19 protein-coding genes are annotated in these 22,702 nt (G+C 68.1%); 14 read left to right on the top strand and 5 right to left on the bottom strand.

Going from position 1 to position 22,702, the window contains the following annotated elements; genetic code table 11:
* Positions 1–29: 29 nt before the first annotated feature.
* The gene (locus tag H8R02_RS04350; RefSeq protein ID WP_187080105.1) at positions 30–2,948 is read right to left on the bottom strand and encodes a DNA topoisomerase III; all 2,919 of its coding nucleotides are present in this window, start codon (positions 2,946–2,948) and stop codon (positions 30–32) included.
* Between the two features lie 100 nt (positions 2,949–3,048).
* Here H8R02_RS04350 and H8R02_RS04345 point away from each other — a divergent pair, with 100 nt between their 5' ends.
* From H8R02_RS04345 to H8R02_RS04330, 4 genes are read left to right on the top strand one after another with little or no spacing between them, the layout of a single operon-like run.
* Positions 3,049–3,501 (top strand): SET domain-containing protein, encoded by a 453-nt coding sequence (locus tag H8R02_RS04345; RefSeq protein ID WP_187080104.1) that lies wholly within the window; start codon positions 3,049–3,051, stop codon positions 3,499–3,501.
* Complete coding sequence (locus H8R02_RS04340; RefSeq protein ID WP_187080103.1) at positions 3,498–4,226, top strand: biotin--[acetyl-CoA-carboxylase] ligase; 729 nt, start codon at positions 3,498–3,500, stop codon at positions 4,224–4,226. The genes H8R02_RS04345 and H8R02_RS04340 overlap by 4 nt, the downstream gene beginning before the upstream one ends.
* A gap of 6 nt (positions 4,227–4,232) precedes the next feature.
* Entirely contained in the window at positions 4,233–4,895 is a 663-nt protein-coding gene (locus H8R02_RS04335) for an SPOR domain-containing protein (protein ID WP_187080102.1), read from the top strand.
* Positions 4,896–4,923: 28 nt separating this feature from the next.
* The gene (locus H8R02_RS04330) at positions 4,924–5,583 is read left to right on the top strand and encodes a glutathione S-transferase family protein (protein ID WP_187080101.1); all 660 of its coding nucleotides are present in this window, start codon (positions 4,924–4,926) and stop codon (positions 5,581–5,583) included.
* On the opposite strand, the gene H8R02_RS04325 is transcribed toward H8R02_RS04330, so the two are convergent.
* Genes H8R02_RS04325 through H8R02_RS04315 form a run of 3 tightly spaced genes read right to left on the bottom strand, consistent with a single transcriptional unit; the run spans position 5,568 to position 8,224 of the window.
* Positions 5,568–7,046 carry a sensor histidine kinase gene (locus tag H8R02_RS04325; RefSeq protein WP_187080100.1) on the bottom strand — a complete coding sequence of 493 codons (1,479 nt, stop codon included), beginning with the start codon at positions 7,044–7,046 and terminating at the stop codon, positions 5,568–5,570. The genes H8R02_RS04330 and H8R02_RS04325 overlap by 16 nt on opposite strands.
* A 5-nt stretch (positions 7,047–7,051) precedes the next feature.
* Complete coding sequence (locus tag H8R02_RS04320; protein WP_187080099.1) at positions 7,052–7,723, bottom strand: response regulator transcription factor; 672 nt, start codon at positions 7,721–7,723, stop codon at positions 7,052–7,054.
* A 24-nt stretch (positions 7,724–7,747) separates the two neighbouring features.
* A complete protein-coding gene (locus tag H8R02_RS04315; RefSeq protein WP_187080098.1) occupies positions 7,748–8,224 on the bottom strand; it encodes a MarR family winged helix-turn-helix transcriptional regulator in 477 nt (158 codons plus the stop codon).
* A 145-nt stretch (positions 8,225–8,369) separates the two neighbouring features.
* Between H8R02_RS04315 and recA the strand changes: the two genes are divergently transcribed.
* From recA to H8R02_RS04300, 3 genes are read left to right on the top strand one after another with little or no spacing between them, the layout of a single operon-like run.
* Positions 8,370–9,428, top strand: coding sequence for a recombinase RecA (recA, locus tag H8R02_RS04310; RefSeq protein WP_187080097.1), 1,059 nt, complete (start codon positions 8,370–8,372; stop codon positions 9,426–9,428).
* Between the two features lie 6 nt (positions 9,429–9,434).
* A complete protein-coding gene (gene recX / locus H8R02_RS04305; RefSeq protein WP_187080096.1) occupies positions 9,435–9,887 on the top strand; it encodes a recombination regulator RecX in 453 nt (150 codons plus the stop codon).
* Positions 9,888–9,908: 21 nt separating this feature from the next.
* Positions 9,909–11,882, top strand: coding sequence for a tetratricopeptide repeat protein (locus H8R02_RS04300; RefSeq protein WP_187080095.1), 1,974 nt, complete (start codon positions 9,909–9,911; stop codon positions 11,880–11,882).
* Here H8R02_RS04300 and argC read toward each other — a convergent pair.
* Positions 11,860–12,780 carry an N-acetyl-gamma-glutamyl-phosphate reductase gene (argC, locus tag H8R02_RS04295; protein WP_187080094.1) on the bottom strand — a complete coding sequence of 307 codons (921 nt, stop codon included), beginning with the start codon at positions 12,778–12,780 and terminating at the stop codon, positions 11,860–11,862. The genes H8R02_RS04300 and argC overlap by 23 nt on opposite strands.
* Positions 12,781–12,933: 153 nt before the next feature.
* Between argC and sucC the strand changes: the two genes are divergently transcribed.
* The 7 genes from sucC to H8R02_RS04260 all read left to right on the top strand — a co-directional run bounded on the left by sucC (position 12,934) and on the right by H8R02_RS04260 (position 22,696).
* Positions 12,934–14,097, top strand: a complete 1,164-nt coding sequence (gene sucC, locus H8R02_RS04290) for an ADP-forming succinate--CoA ligase subunit beta (protein WP_187080093.1) — start codon at positions 12,934–12,936, stop codon at positions 14,095–14,097.
* Between the two features lie 9 nt (positions 14,098–14,106).
* Positions 14,107–15,000, top strand: a complete 894-nt coding sequence (gene sucD / locus H8R02_RS04285) for a succinate--CoA ligase subunit alpha (RefSeq protein WP_187080092.1) — start codon at positions 14,107–14,109, stop codon at positions 14,998–15,000.
* 131 nt (positions 15,001–15,131) lie between these two features.
* Positions 15,132–15,824 carry a TerC family protein gene (locus H8R02_RS04280; protein ID WP_187080091.1) on the top strand — a complete coding sequence of 231 codons (693 nt, stop codon included), beginning with the start codon at positions 15,132–15,134 and terminating at the stop codon, positions 15,822–15,824.
* A 198-nt stretch (positions 15,825–16,022) separates the two neighbouring features.
* On the top strand, positions 16,023–18,851 hold the full coding sequence (locus H8R02_RS04275) for a CHASE2 domain-containing serine/threonine-protein kinase (RefSeq protein ID WP_187080090.1): 2,829 nt from the start codon (positions 16,023–16,025) through the stop codon (positions 18,849–18,851).
* 2 nt (positions 18,852–18,853) lie between these two features.
* Entirely contained in the window at positions 18,854–19,639 is a 786-nt protein-coding gene (locus H8R02_RS04270) for a Stp1/IreP family PP2C-type Ser/Thr phosphatase (RefSeq protein WP_187080089.1), read from the top strand.
* A 46-nt stretch (positions 19,640–19,685) separates the two neighbouring features.
* Positions 19,686–20,387, top strand: coding sequence for an FHA domain-containing protein (locus tag H8R02_RS04265; protein WP_187080088.1), 702 nt, complete (start codon positions 19,686–19,688; stop codon positions 20,385–20,387).
* 59 nt (positions 20,388–20,446) lie between these two features.
* The gene (locus H8R02_RS04260; protein WP_187080087.1) at positions 20,447–22,696 is read left to right on the top strand and encodes a CHASE2 domain-containing protein; all 2,250 of its coding nucleotides are present in this window, start codon (positions 20,447–20,449) and stop codon (positions 22,694–22,696) included.
* Positions 22,697–22,702: the final 6 nt, after the last annotated feature.

The following is a 22,702-nucleotide window of genomic DNA, read 5'->3' as shown; positions in this document are numbered from 1 at the left end:
CTTCTGGGTGAGGCCGCATCATGCCCCGGTCACTCCCCCTTCGACAAGTGCTTGCCCAGCACGCCGGCCAGCTCGAACATCGTCACGCTCGGCTTGCCGAACACCTTGCGCAGCTTCTCGTCGCCGTTGATGGTGCGCTTGTCCTTCGCGTCCTGCAGGCCGTGCGCCTTGATGTAGTCCCAGATCTTCTTCGTGGCTTCGGTGCGCGCGACGGGTTCGTTGCCGATCACGTCGGCGAGCTCCGCGCTCGGCGTGAGGCCGGGCCCGCTCTTGCGGTTCGTGGCCTTCTTCGCGGCTGCCTTCCTGGCGGGCGCGGCTTTCTTCGCGGGTGCGGCAGCCTTCTTCGCGGCCGGCGCCTTCTTCGCCGCAGGCGCGGCCTTGGCGGGCGCGCCCTTGCGCGGCGGGAACTTCGACGCACGCGGCTCGAACTCGAAGTTCACCTTGCCGGCTTCCTTGTCGTACACGAGGAAGGCCTTGAACGGCCGCCGCGTGCGCATCGAGATGAACTTGTCCAGCAGGTCCGTCTTGCCGGTGGCCAGGAGCTTCTGCATCTGCTCGCGCTCCACGGGTTGCTGCAGGATGACCTTGCCGCTCTTGAAGTCGCACGTGGGCACGGGGTGCTTCTCGGTCGGCACCGCGTTCTCGCACACGTAGTTGCCCCCGAGCTCGAACACACGGCCGCCGCACTTGGGGCATGGGCCCAGGGGCTCCTGGCCGGAGAAGTCGACGATCTCGCCGGTCTGCGCCGGGTCGTCCTCGTTGCCGAAGTCGAACTCCAGCTTCCAGTTCTTCTCCTCCTCGTCGAACTTCAGCACGAGCTCCGCCGTGAACGGCCAGCCCGCCTTGGAGCGGAAGCCCTGCAGCGGCCCGATGCGCTTGTTCTGCAGGAAGGCCTCCACTTCGTCGAGCTCGAACGCGCGCCCGGCCGGGATCTTCGTGAACGAGAAACCGCAAGGCGGCTGCTTCGGTTTGCCCACGCAGTTGTAGCGGCGGTACGTCTCCTGCACCACGCCGCCGCAGTTGGGGCAAGGCGTGTGCAGCGTCGCGTAGTCGCCGGGGACCGTGTCGCGGTCGTACTCCTTCGCCTTCTTGACGATGCGCGCCGCCATGTCGGCGATCTCGCTCATGAAGGCTTCGCGCGAGAGCTTGCCGTGCTCCATCTGCGCGAGCTTGTATTCCCACTCGCCGGTGAGCTCGGGCTTGGAGAGCTCCTCCACGCCCAGGCCGCGCAGCAGCGTCATCAGCTGGAAAGCCTTGGCGGTGGGGATCAGCTCGCGCCCTTCGCGCAGCATGTACTTCTCGTTGATCAGCCCTTCGATGATGGACGCGCGTGTCGCCGGCGTGCCCAGCCCCTTCTCGTGCATCGCCTCGCGCAGCTCGTCGTCCTCGATGAACTTGCCCGCGCCTTCCATCGCGCCCAGCAGCGTGGCTTCGCTGTAGCGCGCGGGCGGGCGGGTCTTCAGGCCCTTCACGTCGACGCTTTCCGTGCGAACCATCTCGCCGGGCTTCACGGCCACCAGCACCTTGGTGTTCTCTTCCTCGCCGGTGTCGGCCTCCTTGCCGTAGATCGCGAGCCAGCCGGGGTTGACCAGCACCTTGCCCTGCGATCGGAAGTGGTGGCCCACGACCTGGCTGATTCGCGTCGTCTCGAGGAACTCCGCGCTCGGGAAGAAGATGGCCAGGAAGCGGCGCACGACGAGGTCGTAGATGCGCTGCTCCGCGTCCGACAACCCATGCGGCGCCTGCAGCGTCGGGATGATCGCGAAGTGGTCCGACACCTTGCTGTCGTCGAACACGCGCTTGGTCGGCTTGACGTAGTTGTTGTCGACGGCCTGCTGCGCGAACGGCGCGAGGTGCTTCATGCCGCTTTGCGCGAGCATGCCCATGGTCTGGTGCACCACCTTCACGTAGTCGCCGGGCAGGTGGCGCGAATCGGTACGCGGATACGTCAGCGCTTTGTGCCGCTCGTACAGCGACTGCGCGAGCGCGAGCGTGGTCTTGGCGGAGTAGCCGAAGCGGCCGTTGGCTTCGCGCTGCAGAGAGGTGAGGTCGAAGAGCAGCGGCGAAGCCTGCGTGGTCGGCTTCGATTCCTCGGTGACGGTCGCGGGCTTGCCGCGCACGGCATCGGCAATGGCCTGCGCTTCCTTCTGCGTCCAGACGCGGTCGGCCCTTTTCTCCGGGTCTTCCTCGTCCTTCTTCCACTTCGGGTCGAACCACTTGCCCGGGTACTCGCCCGCCGCGGCGAGGAAGCTGGCGTGCACTTCCCAGTAGTCGCGGCTGACGAACTTGCGGATCTGCTCTTCGCGCTCCACCACCACGGCGAGCGTGGGCGTCTGCACCCGGCCCACGGTCGTCAGGAAGAAGCCGCCGTCGCGCGAGTTGAACGCGGTCATCGCGCGCGTGCCGTTGATGCCCACCAGCCAGTCGGCCTCGGAGCGCGAGCGCGCCGCGTGCGCCAGGCCTTCCATCTGCTTGTCGCTGCGCAGCCGCTCGAACCCTTCGCGGATGGCCTGCGGCGTCATCGACTGCAGCCACAGCCGCCGCACCGGTTTGCCCAGCGGCTTGGCGCCGCCGGCGTACTGCTCGATCAGCCGGAAGATGAGCTCGCCCTCGCGCCCCGCGTCGCAGGCGTTCACCAGCTCGGTGACGTCCTTGCGCTTGGCGAGCTTGACCACCGCGTTCAGGCGCGACTTGGTCTTGTCCACCGGTTTGAGGTCGAAGTACGGCGGTATCACGGGCAGGTGGGCGAAGCTCCACTTGCCGCGCTTGACGTCGAACTCCTCCGGCGCGTGGATCTCCACGAGGTGGCCCACGGCGCTGGTGACGATGTACTTCTCGTTCTCGAAGTACTCGTCGTGTTTTTCGAACTTGCCCACCTCCGGCGTCAGCGCGCGGACGATGTCCTGCGCCACGGAAGGCTTCTCGGCAATCACAAGTATCTTTCCCATCGGCACCTGTCTCTACAATCCACCCTTCGCCTCGCGCGTGCGCGTACGCGCACACGCGCGCGCACGTGTACGAATTCAAATTAACAGAACTTTGGGAAACATGGCCAGAAGGATCCAGGTCCGCAAGTCGGGCGTCCACGGGAAGGGCGTCTTCGCGCTCACGGAAATCGCCAAAGGGGAGGAGATCATCGAGTACGTCGGGGAGCTCATTTCCTGGGAGGAGGCACAGGACCGCCACCCCCACGACCCCAGCGACCCCAACCACACTTTCTACTTCAGCCTCGACGACGGCAACGTCATCGACGCGGCGGTCGGCGGCAACGCGGCGCGGTGGATCAACCACTCCTGCCAGCCCAATTGCGAGGCGGACGAGGTGGAGGGCCGGGTGTTCATCAAGGCCCTGAGGAAGATCAAGCCGGGCGAGGAGCTCAACTACGACTACGGCCTGATCATCGACGAGCCCTACACGAAGAAGCTCAAGGCCGAGTACGAGTGCCGCTGCGGCGCGAAGAACTGCCGCGGGACCATGCTCGCGCCCAAGCGGGGACGATGAAGCTCCGGCTGCCCGGCTGCGCGGTGGAGGTGGTGGACGAGATCGACTCCACCAACTCCGAGCTGATGCGCCGTGCGCGCGCCGGCCGCACCGGCCGGGTGCTGCTGGTGGCGCGGGAGCAGACGGCCGGGCGTGGGCGCCTCGGGCGCGGCTGGGTGAGCCGGGCCGGCGAGTCGCTGACCTTTTCCCTGGGCCTCAAGCTGGCGCCGGCCGACTGGTCGGGGCTGTCCCTGGCCGTCGGGGTGAGCCTGGCCGAGAGCCTGCACCCGCAGGTGGGGCTGAAATGGCCCAACGACCTGTGGGTGGCCGACCGCAAGCTGGGGGGCATCCTGGTGGAGACGGCCAGCTTCGGCGAGGGCGCCGCGGCCGGGCGCTACGCGGTGGTCGGGGTGGGCATCAACATCGCGCCGCGGCCGGAAACGGGGCTTTCCACGCCGCCGGCCGCCCTGCAGGACCTCGACCCTGCCGTCACCGCGGACACGGCGCTGCAGCGCCTTGGAGCCCCGCTGCTGGCCGCGCTGGAGGCCTTCGAGGCCTACGGCTTCACGCCCTTCCAGGCGCGCTTCAACGCCCGCGACGTCCTGCGCGACCGCGAGGTGCAGCTCTCCGACGGCACGGCCGGCACGGCCCACGGCGTGAGCGAAGCCGGCGCCCTGCTCGTGCATACTGCGGCGGGCATGCGCACCGTCACCAGCTCCGAAGTGAGCGTGCGCCCCCGCCCCTGAACGCCGATGCTCCGCCTGCTCGTCCTCGCCCTGCTGCTGGCCAACGGCGCCTATTTCGCCTGGTCGCAGGGCTACATGCTGCCCTGGGGCTTCGGGCCGGCGCAGCAGTCGGAGCCGCAGCGCATGGCGCAGCAGCTTCGGCCCGAGGCGTTGCGGGTGCTGCGCGCCGACGAGGCCCGCCGGGCCGAGGCCGCCGCCGCCGGCACGCCCCGCCCGCCGGAATGCCTGCAGGCCGGCACGCTGGAGGAGACGCAGTCCACCGCGCTCAGCAGCCTGCTCGAAGGCTGGCCCACCGGCAGCTGGATGCTGGAGACCAGCGCCGAGCCGGCGCGCTGGATCGTCTACATGGGCAAGTACGCGAGCGACGAGCTGGTGGCCCGCAAGAAGGGCGAGCTGCGCCAGCTGGGCATCTCGTTCGAGCCGCTGTCCAACACCACGCTGGAGCCCGGGCTGTCGCTGGGCGGCTTCACCTCGCAGGCCGACGCCAACCGACACCTCGAAAACCTCGCGCAACGCGGCGTGCGCACCGCGCGCGTCGTGCAGGAGCGCGGCGAAACCAAGGGGCTGCGGCTGGTGCTGCCGGCGGTCGACGACGCGCTGCGCCCGCGCCTCGAGGAACTCAAGCCCATCCTGGGCGGCAAGACGCTGCGGCCGTGCCGCGGCATGTGACGTCGGAAGAGACGACAAGGAGACCGGAATGAGCCTGAAGCTGTATTACGCGCCCGGAGCGTGTTCGTTCGTGCCCCACGTGCTGCTCGAGCTGTCCGGCGCGCCGTTCGAGCCGGTGCTGGTCAAGCTGCACAAGGGCGAGCAGCGCACGCCGGAATACCTGGCGATCAACCCGCGCGGGCAGGTGCCGGTGCTCGCGGACGGCGGCGAGAACATCAACCAGATCGTGGCCATCGTGTGCTACCTCGACGCGAAGTTCCCGCAGCACGGCTTCCTGCCGCGGGACGGCCTGGCGCGGGCCAAGGGCATGGAGCTGCTGTGCTGGATGAACAACACGGTGCACCCGACGTTCACGCACGTGTTCCGGCCTTCGACTTTCGCAGGTGAGGAGGCCGCGCAGGCCGACGTGAAGGCGTTCAACGCGCGGCGCTATGCGGGCCTGCTGGGTGAGCTCGACGCGATCGTGGCGGGCGCCGCGGCGAAGGGCCAGGCGTGGCTCACCGGCGACAAGCCGGGCGCGGTCGATGCCTACGCGCTCACGCTGTGCCGCTGGTCCGGCTTCGCGGGGCTCGACCCGACCACCTTCACCGCGCTGTGGGCGCACGTGCAGAAACTCGCGGCGCACCCGGCCGCCGCCCGCGTGATCGAGCGCGAGAAGCTGCAGCTGAATCTCTACAAGGCTTCTTGAACGCGGGCGGTAGCGTCTTCCTCGGCGTCCTGCGACACGACGAAGCGCACCGACACGCGAGTGCCCGGCGGCACCTGCCCGGGGCGCGCGTCCTCGATCGCGATGCCGGCGCCGTGCTGCCGCGCGATCTCCAGCACGATGGGCAGGCCCAGCCCGGAGCCGTCGACGCCGGTGCCGAGCGCGCGATAGAAGGGCTGGAGCACCAGCTCGCGTTCGCCCTCGGGGATCCCGGGCCCGGAGTCCTCCACCTGCAGCACGAGCACGCCGCCAAAGGGATCCGCGAGCACGCGGGCCGTGATCACGCCCGGTGACTCGGCGCTGGACGGCGTGTACGCGATCGCGTTGTCCAGCAGGTTGCGCACCATCTCCTTGAGCAGCGTCGGGTTGCCGCGCAGCGTGACGCCCGGCGCGCCGGGCTCGACGCCGTCGTAGCCCAGGTCCAGGCGCTTGTCCATCGCGCGGGGCAGCGAGTCCTGGATCGCTTCCATGGTCAGCGCGGCGAGGTCGCAGGGCTGCCGGACGATCGTCTTGCCGCTGGTCTCGGCACGCGCGAGTGCGAGCAGCTGGTTGACGGTGTGCGTGGCGCGGATGCTGGAGCGCGCGATCTGGTGCAGCGACTGCTTCAGCGCGTCGGCGTCCGAGCCTTCGCGCTGCGCAAGGTCCGCCTGCATGCGCAGGCCGGCGAGCGGCGTCTTCAGCTGGTGCGCGGCATCGGCGAGGAAGCGCTTCTGGGTGGCGATGGAATCCTTCAGCCGCGTGAGCAGGTCGTTCACGGAGGACACGAGCGGCGCCACTTCCAGCGGCACGGCCTTGTCGTCCAGCGGGCTCAGGTCGTCCGGCTTGCGCTGGCGGATGCGCTCCTCCAGCTTCGACAGCGGCTGGATGCCGCGCACGAGCGCCAGCCACACCAGCAACACGGCCAGCGGCAGGATCACGAGCTGGGGCAGCATCACGCCCTTGATGATTTCCGTGGCGAGGATCGATCGCTTCTCGCGCGTCTCCGCTACCTGCACCAGCGCGGTGGGGCTGCCGGGCAGGTCCAGCCGGACCCAGGTGTAGGCCACGCGCAGGTCGAGGCCGCGCATCTCGTCGTCGCGCAGCTTGACCTCGCCCACCTGCGGCAGCTCGTCCTCGGAGGGGAGCGGGAAGTCGCGCTCGCCGGAGACGAACTCGGCACGCGGGCCCATCACCTGGTAGTACACGAGGTCGGAGTCGTCGGCGCGCAGCACCTCGCGCGCTGGCCGCGTGAGGTTGAACGCGACGCGCCCGTTCTGCGCGGCCACGTACTGCGCGAGCGCCTGCACGTTGAACTCCAGCGCGCGGTCGAAGGGCTTGGTGGCGATGCTCTGCGCGACGAGCCAGGTCAGCGCCAGGCTCACCGGCCACAGCAGCAGCAGTGGGGTGAGCATCCAGTCCAGGATCTCGCCGAACAGCGAGCGCTGCTCACGCTGGAAAATCTTCATTCAGCTCAGGGGATCTTCTCGAGGCAATACCCAAGCCCCCGGACCGTCGCGATGCGGATCGGCCCCTTCTCGATCTTCTTGCGCAGGCGGTGGATGTACACCTCGATCGCGTTGTTGCTGACCTCCTCGCCCCACTCGCACAGGCGCTCGACGAGCTGGTCCTTGCTGACCAGGCGCCCGGCGCGCTGCAGCAGCACCTCCAGCAGGCCCAGCTCGCGGGCGGACAGTTCGATCATCTTGCCGTCGATGGTGGCCACACGGCCGGCCTGGTCGTACACCAGCGGGCCGTGCTTGATGGTGCTGGTGGTGCCGCCCATGCCGCGGCGCGTGAGCGCGCGCACGCGCGCTTCCAGCTCCTGCAGCGAGAACGGCTTGGCCATGTAGTCGTCGGCGCCGTAGTCGAGGCCCTTGACGCGCTCTTCGACGCTGTCGGCGGCCGTGAGGATCAGCACCGGCATCGACGAGCCGCGCCCGCGCAGCTTCTTGAGCACTTCGAGGCCGTGCATCTTCGGCAGGCCCAGGTCGAGGATCAGCAGGTCGAACTCGTTGTTGGTCATGAGCGCCGCGTCGGCTTCGGTGCCGCTGGCCACGTGGTCCACCGCCGCGCCCGATGCGCGCAGGGATCGCAGCAAGCCGTCGGCGAGCACCTGGTCGTCTTCGGCGATGAGGATCCGCATGCTTTGTCTCCTGTCCTGTCCTGCTCAACTGGCCCCGCCAGCATACGCTTCCAGCCCGAGCGCGACCACCGTGGCGACGTCGGGGCCCACCTCCTCGCGGAATTCCGCCTCGGCCTGCGTGACGGCCTCGCGGAAGGCGTGCAGCCACGCGAGGCCGGCCTCGGTGAACTTGACGAGCCGCGCGCGAGCGTCGCGCGCATCGGCTTCGCGCGTGACGAGGCCCCAGGCTTCGCACTGGTCCACGAGGTCGCCCATCGCCTGCTTGCTCATGCCCGCGCGCTCGGCCAGGTCCGTGAGGCGCGAGCCCTCCAGCGCAAGGTGCCGCGTGATGTGCACATGCGCCGCCGTCACCTGCCCGCGCGCGGCGAGGTTGGACAGCGCCAGCGGCACGTCGAGGTCGTGCGCCATCAGGTCGAGCACGCGCTCGTCGAAGCGGCGCATCGCGTGGCCGAGCAGGCGGCCGAGGTGGGTGAGGCGCCAGCCGTCGTCGTTGTCGTCCATCCGCAAATCGTAAGGCAAACTGACCAAAAAACCTGTTTACCTGCGCGTACCTCGCCCGTTAGAGTACTGGCCATGCATCCAGCCTGTCTGTCCAGACAGCCGGTGCGGCAAACCCAAACCATTGACACACAAGGAGAAACCTCGAATGGACGCACAGGTCAAGGGCGCGAAGGTCGACAAGGCCGACACCGAAAAAGCCAAGGCGCTGCAGGCGGCGCTGGCGCAGATCGAGAAGCAGTTCGGCAAGGGCACGATCATGCGCCTGGGCGAGGGCGAGAAGATCGAGGACATCGAGACGGTGTCCACCGGCTCGCTCGGCCTGGACATCGCGCTGGGCGTCGGCGGCCTGCCGCGCGGCCGCGTCGTCGAGATCTACGGGCCGGAATCGTCGGGCAAGACCACGCTCACGCTGCAGGTCATCGCCGAGATGCAGCGCCTCAATGGCCAGTGCGCCTTCGTCGACGCCGAGCACGCGCTGGACATCCAGTACGCGCAGAAGCTGGGCGTGAAGGTCTCCGACCTGCTGATCTCCCAGCCCGACACCGGCGAGCAGGCACTGGAGATCGTCGACTCCCTCGTGCGCTCCGGCGCGGTGGACCTGATCGTCATCGACTCGGTCGCGGCGCTCGTGCCCAAGGCCGAGATCGAAGGCGAGATGGGCGACTCGCTGCCCGGCCTGCAGGCCCGCCTCATGTCGCAGGCGCTGCGCAAGCTCACCGCCACGATCAAGAAGACCAACTGCATGGTCATCTTCATCAACCAGATCCGCATGAAGATCGGCGTGATGTTCGGCAGCCCCGAGACCACCACCGGCGGCAACGCGCTGAAGTTCTACGCCTCGGTGCGCCTGGACATCCGCCGCACCGGCACCATCAAGAAGGGCGAGGAGGCGATCGGCAACGAGACCAAGGTGAAGGTGGTCAAGAACAAGGTGTCGCCGCCCTTCAAGACGGCCGAGTTCGACATCATGTTCGGCGAGGGCATCAGCCGCGAGGGCGAGATCATCGACATGGGCGTGCAGCACCAGATCCTGGAGAAGTCCGGCGCCTGGTACGCGTACAACGGCGAGAAGATCGGCCAGGGCCGCGACAACGCGCGCGAGTTCCTGCGCGAGAACCCGGAGCTGGCGCGCGAGATCGAGAACAAGATCCGCGACGCGATCGGCATCGCCCCCCTGCCTGCCGGCGAGGCCGACGAAGAGTAAGCCTTCATGGCCTTTGCGCAACCGTCGCTCAAGGGCCGCGCACTCAGGCTGCTCGCCATGCGCGAGCACTCGCGCGCCGAGCTGGAGCGCAAGCTGCGCGCCCACGAGCAGGAGCCGGGCACGCTCAAGCGCGCGCTCGACGAGCTGCAGGCGCGCGGCTTCATCGACGAGCAGCGCGTGGCGGACTCGGTCGTGAACCGCCGCGCGCCCCGCCTCGGCGCCGGCCGCATCAAGCAGGAGCTGCAGGCCAAGGGGCTGGACGCCGAGCGCGTCGCGCTCGCGGTCGCCAGCCTCAAGGCGACGGAAGTGGAGCGCGCCCGCGAAGTCTGGCGCAAGAAGTTCGGCGAGCTGCCGGCGGACGCGGCGGCGCGGGCGAAGCAGGCGCGGTTCCTGGCGGCTCGCGGCTTCGCGGGCGACGTGATCCGCCGCGTGCTCGGGGGCGACGACACGCTGGGTTAGAGTGCGTGCCGGGTTTCGCCGATGCTCGCCTCGATCTTCAAGTTCCTCAAGCGCCCCGCGGCGCCCACCGACTGGCGCGAGCGGGGCAACGCGGCGCTCGCAGCGGGGGATTACGAGGCCGCCGCGGCGTGCTACCTCGAAGGCACCCAGCCCGAGCCGGGCGATCCCGTCGCCTGGTTGAACCTCGCCTTCGCCCAGCTCGAGCTGGGCCGCCACGACGCGGCGCGCGAGAGCCTTCGCCGCGCGGAGGGCCTGCTCCCGGCCGGCGACGCCTCGCTGCCCGAAGTGTGGTTCCTCCAGGCGCGCGAACGCCATGAGCAGCGCGATTGGGCAGCGGCCGCCGCGGCCTATCGCCGCGTCGTGGACCATGTGCCAGCGCATGCCTTCGCGTGGCGTGAGCTCGGCCAGGCGACCGAAATGCAAGGCGACCTGGCCGGTGCCGAGGCTTGCTATCGCAAGGCGGTGGCTGCGCAGCCGGACCTCGACGTCGCCCTGCGCGACCGCGCGCGCGTCCTGCTCGCGATGCGCCGCGATGCCGACGCGCTTGCGGCCATCGAGAGCCTGTTGCGGCGCAATCCCGCCGAACTCGCGACCCCCGCGAACCTGCCGCACGCAAGCCCGCGCGATCCCGACGTTCACCTGATGCACGCCGAAGCACTGCTGCGGCTCGGCCGCGCGAGCGACGCGCTGGCCGTGTGCGACCGCAGCCTCGCAGCGGCGCCGCACGTGCCGACGCTGAACATGCGCGGCGTGATCCTGCGGGGCCTCGGCCGGCCCGAAGAGGCGCTGGCCTGCCACGCGCAGGCGCTCGAACAGGACCCCACGTACGCGTCCGCGTGGCTCGACATCGCCCGCGCCCAGGAGCGCCTGGGCCGCAACGAGGACGCGCTCGCGAGCGTCGACAGCGCCGTGGCCGCGGGCTGTTCCCGCCGCGAGGCCGTCCTCGTGCGCTCCGGCGTGCTGATGGCGCAACTGCGTTGCCGCGAGGCCGTGGAATTGCTCGAGCGCGACCTGTCGGCGCAGGAACGCGCCGACCCCGAGGTCGATTTCTTCGTGAGCTTCCTGTACCTGCTGCTGGGCGACTACGCGCGAGGCTGGCCGGGCTACGAGGCCCGCTGGCAGCTCACGGCCTTCGGCGTGGCCAACCGCAAGCCGGACTTCGGCGCGCCCGAGTGGCGCGGCGAGCCGCTGCAAGGGCGCACGATCGTCCTCTACGCGGAGCAGGGGCTGGGCGATTCGATCCAGTCGCTGCGGTTCGTGCGGCCGGTGGCCGAGCGCGCGGGGCGCGTGAAGCTGCGCATCCAGCGCGCGCTCGTCCCGGTGCTCGGGCCGCTGCCGGAAAACTGCGAGCTGGTCGCGGAGAACTCGTTCCCGCGCGTCGACTTCGCCTGCCCGCTCATGAGCCTGCCGGTGGTGCTGGGAACGACCATCGACACGATCCCGAACGAGGTGCCCTACCTCGCGGCGCCCCCGCAGCTGGTGGAGAAGTGGCGCGCGAAGCTCGGCGAGCGGCGCGGCGCCCTGCGCGTGGGCGTCGCCTGGTCCGGCAACCCGATGCAGGCCAACGACCACAACCGCTCGATGCCGCTCGCCGCCCTGCGCGACGCGGCTCGCGGCGACATCGAGTTCGTGAGCCTGCAGAAGGAAGTGCGGGCGTCGGACGAAGCGGTGCTGCGCGAATGGCCCGCCCTTCGGCACTTCGGCGCGGAGCTCGAAAGCTTCGGCGACACGGCGGCGATCGCCTCGCTCGTAGACGTCGTCATCAGCGTCGACACCAGCGTCGCGCACCTGTGCGGAGCGCTCGGGCGGCCGCTATCGGTGGTGCTGACGCACTGCGCCGACTGGCGCTGGCTGCTGGGCCGCGACGACTCGCCGTGGTATCCCACGGCGAAGCTCTATCGGCAGGAAAGGCGCGGCGACTGGAGCGTGCCCGTGGCGCGCGCGATGGCCGAGCTCGAAGCGCGGGCCGCGCTCAGATCCCCAGCATCAGCTTGAGGTTCTGCACCGCGGCGCCGCTGGCGCCCTTGCCGAGGTTGTCGAGCCGTGCCACGCACACGGCCTGCCGGGACTCCTCGTTGGCGTAGACCCGCAGTTCCATCTTGTTCGTGTCGTTCAGCGCGGTGGCCTCGATGCGGCCGCCTTCGGTGGGCTCGCGCACCGACACCCATTCGCTGCCCGCGTAGTGCTTGGCCAGCGCGTCGTGCAGGTCGGCGGCCTTGGGCTTGCCGGGCAACTCGTCGAGGAACAGCGGCAGCTCCACCAACATGCCCTGCTTGAAGTTGCCCACGGCGGGGATGAAGATCGGCCGGCGCTTGAGGCCGCCGTACTTCACGATCTCGGGCAGGTGCTTGTGCTTCAGGCCCAGGCCGTACACCTCGAACGGGCCCGCCTCGCCCTTCTCGAAGGCTTCGATCATCGTGCGGCCGCCGCCCGTGTAGCCGCTGGTGGCCGGGATCACGAGCGGGAAGTCCGCGGGCACGATCCCGGCGTCCACGAGCGGGCGCACCAGCGCGATCGCACCGGTCGGGTAGCAGCCCGGGTTGGTGACGCGCGCCGCCTTGGCGATCGCCTCGGCCTGGCCCGGCGCCAGTTCGGCGAAGCCGTACACCCAGCCCTCGGCGACGCGGTGCGCCGACGAGGCGTCGATCACGCGCGGCGCCTTGCCGCCCGACTTGGCGATCTCGTCGACCATCGCCGCCGACTCGCGCGACGCGTCGTCGTGCAGGCAGAAGATGACGACGTCGACGGCCTGCATGATCTCGCGCTTGGCCTGCGGGTCCTTGCGCCGCTCCGGCGCGATGCTGACCACGTCGATGGCGGGCATCTTCGCGAGCCGCTCGCGAATCTGCAGGCCGGTGGTGCCGGCTTCGCCGTCGATGAACACCTTGGGCATGGCGGTTTTTCCTGTGGAAATTGCTTACCGCCTACTGTAAGGCAGGCGGAAGATTGGTGCGTTGCAGCATGATACAGTTGCACGCTGCGCCGCGCAGGGCCCGCGCGCCTTGTCCCAGCCGCACTCCCCCCGTTCAGATCCTCGAGAGAGACCATGAAGATTCACGAGTACCAAGGCAAGGAGATCTTGCGCAACTTCGGAGTGCCCGTGCCGCGCGGCATCCCGGCCTTCACCGTGCAGGAAGCCGTCGAGGCGGCGCAGAAGCTGGGCGGCCCGGTGTGGGTCGTCAAGGCGCAGATCCATGCCGGCGGCCGCGGCAAGGGCGGCGGCGTGAAGGTCGCCAAGAGCGTGGAGCAGGTCAAGGAGCTGGCCGGGCAAATCCTCGGCATGCAGCTCAAGACCCACCAGACCGGCCCCGAAGGCCAGAAGGTGCGGCGCCTCTACATCGAGGACGGCGCGGACATCCAGAAGGAATACTACGTGTCGGTCGTGACCGACCGCGCGACGCAGAAGGTCGCGTTCATCGCCTCCAGCGAAGGCGGCATGGACATCGAGGAAGTGGCGCACGCCACGCCCGAGAAGATCAAGAAGGTGTTCGTGGACCCGCTCGTGGGCTTCACGGACGCGCAGGCCAAGGAGCTGGCCGACGGCATCGGCATCCCGGAGGGCTCCACGGCGCAGGCCAAGGACGTGTTCCAGAAGCTCTACAAGTGCTACATGGACACCGACGCGTCTCTGGTCGAGATCAACCCGCTCAACCGCGACGGCAAGGGCAACATCATCGCCCTGGACGCCAAGTTCAACTTCGACTCCAACGCCCTTTTCCGCCACCCCGAGATCGTCGCGCTGCGCGACCTCGACGAGGAAGACCCGGCCGAGATCGAGGCGTCCAAGTTCGACCTCGCCTACATCTCGCTGGACGGCAACATCGGCTGCCTCGTCAACGGCGCGGGCCTGGCGATGGCCACCATGGACACCATCAAGCTGTTCGGCGCCGAGCCAGCCAACTTCCTCGACGTGGGCGGCGGCGCCACCCCCGAGAAGGTCACCGAGGCCTTCAAGATCATGCTGAAGAACAAGAAGGTCAAGGCGATCCTCGTCAACATCTTCGGCGGCATCATGAAGTGCGACACCATCGCCACCGGCGTCATCACGGCGTGCAAGGCGGTGAACCTGAGCGTTCCGCTGGTCGTGCGCATGAAGGGCACGAACGAGGAGCTGGGCAAGAAGATGCTGGCCGAGAGCGGCCTGCCCATCATCAGCGCGGACACGATGGCCGAAGCGGCGCAAAAGGTCGTGGCGGCGGTGAAGGCTTAAGGAACAGACATGTCGATCTACATCAACAAGGACACCAAGGTCATCACCCAGGGCATCACGGGCAAGACCGGCCAGTTCCACACCGAGAAGTGCCAGGAATACGCGAACGGCAAGAACTGCTTCGTCGCGGGCGTGAACCCCAAGAAGGCCGGCGAAAAGATCTTTGACATCCCGATCTACGCGTCGGTGAAGGAAGCCAGGCAGCAGACCGGCGCCACCGTGTCGGTCATCTACGTGCCTCCGGCGGGCGCCGCCGACGCGATCTGGGAAGCGGTCGAGGCCGACCTCGACCTCGCGATCTGCATCACCGAGGGCATCCCGGTCAAGGACATGCTCATCGTGCGCAACAAGATGAAGGAGAAGGAGGCCAAGGGCGGCAAGAAGACGCTGCTGCTGGGCCCCAACTGCCCCGGCCTCATCACGCCCGACGAGATCAAGATCGGCATCATGCCCGGCCACATCCACCGCAAGGGCCGCATCGGCGTGGTGTCGCGCTCGGGCACCCTCACCTATGAAGCGGTCGCGCAGCTCACCGAGATCGGCCTGGGCCAGTCCTCGGCCGTGGGCATCGGCGGCGACCCGATCAACGGCCTGAAGCACATCGACGTGATGAAGGCCTTCAACGACGACCCCGACACCGACGCCGTCATCATGATCGGCGAGATCGGCGGCCCCGACGAGGCGGACGCCGCCCGCTGGTGCAAGGACCACATGAAGAAGCCCGTGGTCGGCTTCATCGCCGGCGTCACGGCGCCCCCCGGCAAGCGCATGGGCCATGCCGGCGCGCTGATCAGCGGCGGCGCGGACACGGCCGACGCCAAGCTGGCCGTCATGGAAGAGTGCGGCTTCAAGGTCACCCGCAACCCGTCGGAGATGGCGAAGCTGTTGAAAGCCTTGCTGTAAGCAGAATTACGGTCCCGCCCCCGGGGCCCGCTCGCTAAACTGGGCGGCTGCGCAAACAAGAACGAGAAGCGCTCGGAACGCCAGGTTTCGGGCGCTTCGTCGTTAGATACAACAGCAGGAGCAACCTCGTCATGGAATTCCTCTCGACCGCCGATTTCTGGATCGGCCTCGTCAAGATCATCTGGATCAACATCATCCTGTCGGGCGACAACGCGGTGGTGATCGCCCTGGCCGCCCGTTCGCTGCCCCCGCACCAGCAGAAGCAGGCCATCCTGTGGGGCTCCGGCGCCGCCGTCGTGCTGCGGATCGTGCTGACCGTGGTGGCGGCACAACTGCTCGCGCTGTCCTACCTGCAGATCGTCGGCGGCCTGCTGCTGCTGTGGATCGGCGTGCAGCTGATGGCCGACGAGGAAGAGGAAGAGGAAGGCGAGACGAAGGAGTACGGCAACCTCATGGCGGCCGTGCGCACGATCCTGATCGCCGACCTCGTCATGAGCCTGGACAACGTGATCGCGGTGGCCGCCGCGGCCAAGGGCAGCATGCTGCTGCTGATCCTGGGCCTGGCCATCAGCATCCCGCTGGTGATCTTCGGCAGCACGCTGATGATCAAGCTGATGGAGCGCTTCCCCATCATCGTCACGCTCGGCGCCGGCCTGATCGGCTGGGTGGGCGGCGAGACGATCGCGAGCGACGTCGCGCTCAAGCCCTGGGTCGAAGGCAATGGCTGGGTGCACTACGCAGCCGCGGCCCTGGGCGCCGTCATCGTCATCGGCGTCGGCAAGATGCTCGGTGCCAAGGCTGCGCGCGAAGAACACGCCACCTGAAAGCGCTTTCGGGCGCGAATGCGCGCCCCGTGCGCATTTGCAACAACTTGTACAGGGGGCGTGAGAAACTCCCTTGTCCCCTCGTGTTGCGTCTGTTAACGTGCCCCACGGGGTCCCCCGGGCGCCTTCCGTAGCAGCGGAAGGCGTCCGTGTCGTTTGTGCGGGGGCCGTTTCGACATACGGGACGGGGGAATCGGCATGGCTTCTGGCAAGCGCGGTCAGTTCTGGCGCAAGGATTGGTTCGTCGCAGTCGCGGTGATCCTTGCGGTCATCGTGCTGCACCGTGCAACCGACGTCTTCGAGACGATGGAGCGCCGCTATTACGACTTCGCCAGCACGGCGACGTCGCGCCAGCCGTCCAATCGCATCGCGGTGATCGCCATCGACGACCAGAGCGTCGCCAACATCGGCCGCTGGCCCTGGCCGCGCGACGTGCATGCGCAGCTCATCGACAAGCTCTCCGAAGCCAAGGCCAAGACCATCGTCAACACGGTGTTCTTCTTCGAGCCGCAGACCGACCGCGGGCTCGTCTTCATCCGCAAGATCCGCGAGGCGCTGGGCATGCCGGCGCCCGTGGCAGCCGCGCCCGCCGCCGCTGCAAGCGGCGCCGCCGCGCCCGCGCCTGCCGCTGAAGCGCCCGCCGCCGCGCCGCAGAACGAGGCGCTCGCCAAGCTGATGGCCGATGCCGAGGCCACGCTCGACACCGACGCCAAGCTTGCTGCCAGTATGGCCAAGGCCGGCAACGTGCTGGTGCCTTCCGTGTTCGTCATCGGCGACCCGCAGGGCAAGGCCGACAAGCCGCTGCCGGCCGCGGTCGCCAAGAGCGCGGTCGACGAGAAGGGCGGCTTCTCCATCAACGTGCTGCGCGGCCAGTACCCGATCGACAGCATCGGCAACGCCGCCGCCGGCGTCGGGCACCTGAACCAGCTGACCGACGTGGACGGCGCGGTGCGCACCGAGCCGCTGCTCATGAACTACTACGGCAAGGCCGTGCCGTCGATGGCCCTGCTCGCGGCGGCGCGCAGCCTCAACCTCGGCCCCGGCGACATCCGGCTGAACCCCGGCGAGTCGGTGCAGATCGGCAAACTGCGCGTGAAGACCGACGAGTTCGCGCAGATGCGGCCGCAGTTCTACCCGCCGCAGGGCGGCAAGATGCCGTTCGCGGAAGATTCGTTCTACGACGTGCTCTCCGGCAAGATCCCGGCGAGCAAGTACACGGACAAGATCGTGCTGATCGGCGCCACCGCGGCGGGCGTCGGCACGCTGTTCCCCGCGCCGGGCGGCTACTCGCTGGCGCCTGCGCAATACCTCGCGCACGTCACCTCCAGCATCCTGAGCGAGCACTTCATCGTGGACCCCAGCTGGGGCTGGATGGCGACGCTGGCCATCGTGCTGGTGGTGGCCGGCTACCTGATCGCCGGGCTGCCGCGCCTCACGGCCGGCATGTCGGCTGCCGTGACGGCAGGCATCTTCGTCGCGCTGCTCATCGCCGAGTACGTGATGCTGTCCACCAGCGCGCTGTGGATGCGGCTGGTGTTCCCCGCGATGCTGCTTGTCATCGGCCACCTCGCGCTCACCACCAAGCGCTTCCTCATGACCGAGGCCGGCAAGGTGAAGTCGGACGAGGAGTCCGCCGAAACCAACCGCATGATGGGCCTGGCGCTGCAGGGCCAGGGCCAGCTGGACATGGCGTTCGACCGCTTCCGCCGCGTGCCGCACAGCGACGCGCTGATGGACAACCTGAACAACCTCGCGCTGGACTTCGAGCGCAAGCGCCAGTTCAACAAGTGCCAGGCCGTGTACGAGTACATGGCCACGCTGGACAAGAACTACAAGGGCCTGCAGGACAAGCTCAATCGCGCGAAGAACCTGTCGGAGACCGTCATCCTCGGCGGCGGCGGCGCGCACCCCGGCGGCACGATGCTGCTCGATGGCGGCGGCGTCGAGAAGCCGATGCTGGGCCGCTACCAGGTGGAAAAGGAGCTTGGCAAGGGCGCGATGGGCGTGGTGTACCTGGGCAAGGACCCGAAGATCGGCCGCGTGGTGGCGATCAAGACCATGGCGCTGTCCAACGAGTTCGAGGGCGAGGAGCTGAACGACGCGCGCGAGCGCTTCTTCCGCGAGGCCGAGACGGCCGGCCGCCTGCAGCACCAGAACATCGTCACGATCTTCGACGCGGGCGAGGAGCACGACCTGGCCTACATCGCCATGGAGTTCCTCAAGGGCCGCGACCTGGTGGACTACTGCAAGGACGGCGCACTGCTGCCCATCCCCAAGGTGCTGTCGATCTGCGCCCGCGTCGCCGAGGCTCTCGCATACGCGCACCGCGCGAACGTCGTTCACCGGGACATCAAGCCGGCGAACATCATGTACGAGCTCGATACCGACACGGTGAAGGTCACCGACTTCGGCATCGCGCGCATCACCGACTCGAGCAAGACCAAGACGGGCCTGGTGCTGGGCACGCCCAGCTTCATGTCGCCCGAGCAGATCGCCGGCAAGAAGGTGGACGGCCGCTCCGACCTGTACTCGCTGGGCGTGATGCTGTTCCAGATGCTCGCCGGCGTGCTGCCGTTCCGCGGCGACTCGATGGCGGAGCTGATGTACAAGATCGCCAACGAGGAGGCGCCGGACATCCGCATCATCCGCAAGGAACTCACGCCGCGCATCGCGGAGGTGGTGGCGAAGTCCCTCGCGAAGAAGCCCGAGGTGCGCTACCAGGACGGCGACCAGTTCGCCGCCGACCTGAAGGCCGCGATGGCGGAGCTGACAGGCGCGCCGATGCCCGCACCCGCGGCGGCGCCGATGCAGCCGATCGCAACCGCCCCGGCGCCCGCCGCGCAGGAAGCGCCCGCGGCCTCCGAGCGCACCGTCGCATTCACCTCGCCCGCGCCCGCGCCGGCGTCGGGCGGCGGCGACAGTGAGAAGACCGTCATCATGCCCGGCCCACCCGCAGACGCCGCGCCCAGCTATGATTCGACGCAAAAGATGCAGGCCACGGACGGATCTGGAGGGTCGACCCGCTGACTATGAACTACGAGTTTTGCCTGCGAACCGATCCCGGTCTCGCGCGCGAGAACAACGAGGACTCCGTCACTTTCGACGAGCCGACGCGGCTGGCGATCCTGGCGGACGGAATGGGGGGCTACAACGCCGGCGAGATCGCCAGCGGGATGGCCACCACGTTCATCAAGTCCGAGCTCGGGCGCTGGCTCGCGCAGGCGGGCCGCTCGGCCAATGCGCGCGAGGTGCGCCGCGCCATGGAGATCTGCGTCGACAACGCCAACCGCTCGATCTTCAACGCCGCCAACTCCAACCCGCAGTACAGCGGCATGGGCACCACGCTCGTGGTCGGCGTGTTCCAGGACGGCAAGCTGCTCCTGGGCCACATCGGCGACTCGCGCTGCTACCGGCTGCGCGGCACGGAGCTTGCACAGATCACCAAGGACCATTCGCTGCTGCAGGAGCAGATGGACGCCGGCCTGATCACGCCGGAGCAGGCCGCCACGTCGACCAACAAGAACCTGGTCACGCGCGCGCTCGGCGTGGAGGACGCGGTGCTGCTGGAAGTGAACGAACACAGGGTGGAGACGGGCGATATTTACCTGATGTGCTCCGACGGTTTGTCGGACATGCTGGACGACCCCTCCATCGCGAAGATCCTCATGGGGGAGGGGCCGCTGGATCAGAAAGTCGTGCAGTTGGTGGATGCCGCCAATGCAAACGGGGGCCGCGACAACATCTCGGTGCTGCTGGCTCAGGCCAACACCGGCTCCAAAAAGAAGGGCTTGATTTCCCGATTGCTGGGACAATAGCCTTTGGTACTAGCTCGCGGGATACGAATCACACAGGAGTCCGACCATGCCGAAAATGATCGTCTCGATCGACGGTGTTGTCATCAAGGAAGTACAGCTCACGAAGGACCGCACGACACTCGGGCGGCGGCCTTATAACGACATCGTGATCGACAACCTCGCCGTCTCCGGCGAGCACGCGGTACTGCAGATGACGGGCAACGAGGTTTACCTCGAAGACTTGAACAGCACCAACGGCACGTACGTCAACGGCAAGGCGGTGAAGAAGCAGTTGTTGCAGAACAACGACACCGTCGAGATCGGCAAGTACAAGATCAAGTACATCAACGAGGCGCCCGGGCCGACGTTCGAGAAGACGATGATCATGAAGGCGGGCATGGTCCCGCCGGTGCCCAAGCCGGCCGCCCAGGCCGGTGGTGTCGCGGGCGGCGCTGCGGCCGCACCCGCCGCGGGCGCCGCTGCGGCGGCGGCCGAGGTCCTGCCGAACATCAATGCCAGCATCAAGGTGCTGTCCGGCGCGGCCGCGGGCCGCGAGGTGGCACTGGTGAAGGTGGTCACCACGATCGGCAAGCCGGGCGTGGCGGTCGCCGCCATCACCAAGCGGCCCCACGGTTTCGTGGTGGCGCATGTCGAGGGGGCCAACAAGCCGACGCTCAACGGAGCGGCGATCGGTGCGGAGCCGGTGACGCTCAAGAACGGCGACCTGCTGGAGCTGGCCGGCACGCAGATGCAGTTCGTCCAGGCGTAGCGGCCGGCATCCCGGCGCGCTTGCCGGCAGGCGCGGCGGTCAAATAACGACGGGGGAGCATGGGGCTTTTTTCCAGGCATTGGTCCCGCATTGCGGTCACGCTGGTCCCGCTGGTGCTGGCGCTGCTTCACGCCGTCGGCGTGATGAAGATCGGCGTGCTGCAGCGGCTGGACGACATCATCTACGACGCGCGCCTGCGCGCCACGATGCCGCGCACGCTCGACGATCGCATCGTCATCGTGGACATCGACGAAAAGAGCCTCGCCGAGGTCGGCCGCTGGCCCTGGAGCCGCAACCGCATGGCGGAGATGGTCAACGAGCTGTTCGACCGCCAGAAAGTGGCCGTCGTCGGCTTCGACATCGTGTTCGCCGAGCCGGACGACAGCTCCGGCCTCAAGCGCCTGCGCCAGCTCGCGGGCAACGAGCTGAAGGACAACCCGGCGTTCGGCGAGAAGCTGAACCTGCTGCAGGCCTCGCTCGATTACGACGCGCTGTTTGCCAAGTCGCTGCAGGGGCGGCCCATCGTCATGGGCTACTACTTCACCAGTGATCGCGAGGGCCACACCAGCGGCGCGCTGCCCGCGCCGGTGATGGACCGCTCGACGCTGCAGGGGCGGCCGATCAAGTTCACGTCCTGGAACGGCTACGGCTCCAACATCGAGCAGCTCGCGAAGGCGGCGCCGATCGCGGGCTTCTTCAACCCGGTGCCCGACCCCGACGGCCTGGTGCGCTCCGTGCCGCTGGTGGCGGAATACAAGGACAACTACTACGAATCGCTGGCCCTGGCGATGTTCCGCATCCTCATGGGCTCGCCGCGCGTCGAGCCGGGCTTCCCGCAGGAAAAGTGGGTGGGGCGCAACTACCAGGGGCTGGACAGCATCCGCCTGCGGCTGGGCGACAAGTCGCTCGCGATTCCCGTTGCCGAGGGCGTGATCTCGCTTTCGCCCTTCCGCGGCCCGGGCGGGCCGAAGGGAGGCTCGTTCAAGTACATCTCGGCGGGGGACCTCGTCAACGGCAAGGTGCCCGCCGAGTCGCTCAAGGGCAAGATCGTCCTGGTGGGCACGACGGCGCCGGGCCTGCAGGACCTGCGGGCCACGCCCGCCGGCGAGGTGTACCCGGGCGTGGAGGTTCACGCCAACCTGATCTCGGGCTTCCTCGACAACAAGATCACCGTGCGGCCCGACTACGCGCTCGGCTACGACGTGGTCATCCTGCTGCTCGCGGGCCTGACGCTCGCCTTCGGCCTGCCGCTGGTGTCGGCCACGCGCGCGGTGATCCTGAGCGTGTCGGTGATCGCCGTGGTCGTCGTGCTGAACTTCTGGCTCTATGCGGACCTGGGGCTCGTGCTGCCGCTCGCGGCCGGCCTCGTCATGACGATCACGGCTTTCGCGCTCAACATGGGCTACGGCTATTTCGTGGAAAGCCGCAGCAAGCGCGAGCTGGCGCACCTGTTCGGCACCTACGTGCCGCCGGAGCTGGTGGACGAGATGGCCAAGGACCCCGTCAGCTACAGCATGACGGCCACCAGCAAGGAGCTGACGGTGATGTTCTGCGACATGCGCGGCTTCACCAACATGTCGGAGAAGATGGACCCGACGCAGCTGCAGGCGCTGCTCAACAACGTGTTCAACCGCCTCACGGACATCATCCGCGGCAACCGCGGCACGATCGACAAGTACATGGGCGATTGCGTGATGGCCTTCTGGGGCGCGCCCGTCGAGCTGCCGAACCACCCGCACCTGGCAGTGAAGACCTCGCTGGAGATGTCCAACGCGGTGCGCAAGATCAACGAGGAGCACCGCGCTAAGGGTTTACCCGAGATCGGTGTCGGCGTCGGCCTGAACACCGGCCCGATGTGCGTGGGCGACATGGGCTCGGAAATCCGCCGTGCCTACACCGTGATCGGCGACGCCGTGAACCTCGGCTCGCGGCTCGAGGGCCTGTCCAAGGTGTACGGGGTTGACATCGTGGTGAGCGAATCCACCCGCAAGCTCGCCAACGATTTCGCGTGGCAGGAGCTTGACCGCGTTCGCGTCAAGGGCAAGAAGGAAGCCGTGGCGATCTTCTGGCCGGTGGCGCCGCTCGAGCGGCTCGAGAAGGGGACGCAGGAGGAGCTCAAGACCTGGGCGACCTTCCTGAAGGCGTACCGCTCGCAGGACTGGGACCAGTGCGACGTGCTGCTGATCAACCTGCAGCGGATGAATGCAAAAAAATACCTTTACGAGCTGTACTCCGAACGTGTAGCCTCGATGCGGCTGCTGCCGTTCGACCCGGAGTGGGACGGCGCGACCAACTTCGAGACCAAGTGAGGACCT

Origin of the sequence: Ramlibacter albus, from assembly GCF_014297445.1 — a bacterium.
GTDB classification, from domain to species: Bacteria; Pseudomonadota; Gammaproteobacteria; order Burkholderiales; family Burkholderiaceae_C; genus Ramlibacter; species Ramlibacter albus.
The sequence above is the reverse complement of the archived record's forward strand: the minus strand, read 5'-3'. Positions and strand labels throughout refer to the sequence as shown.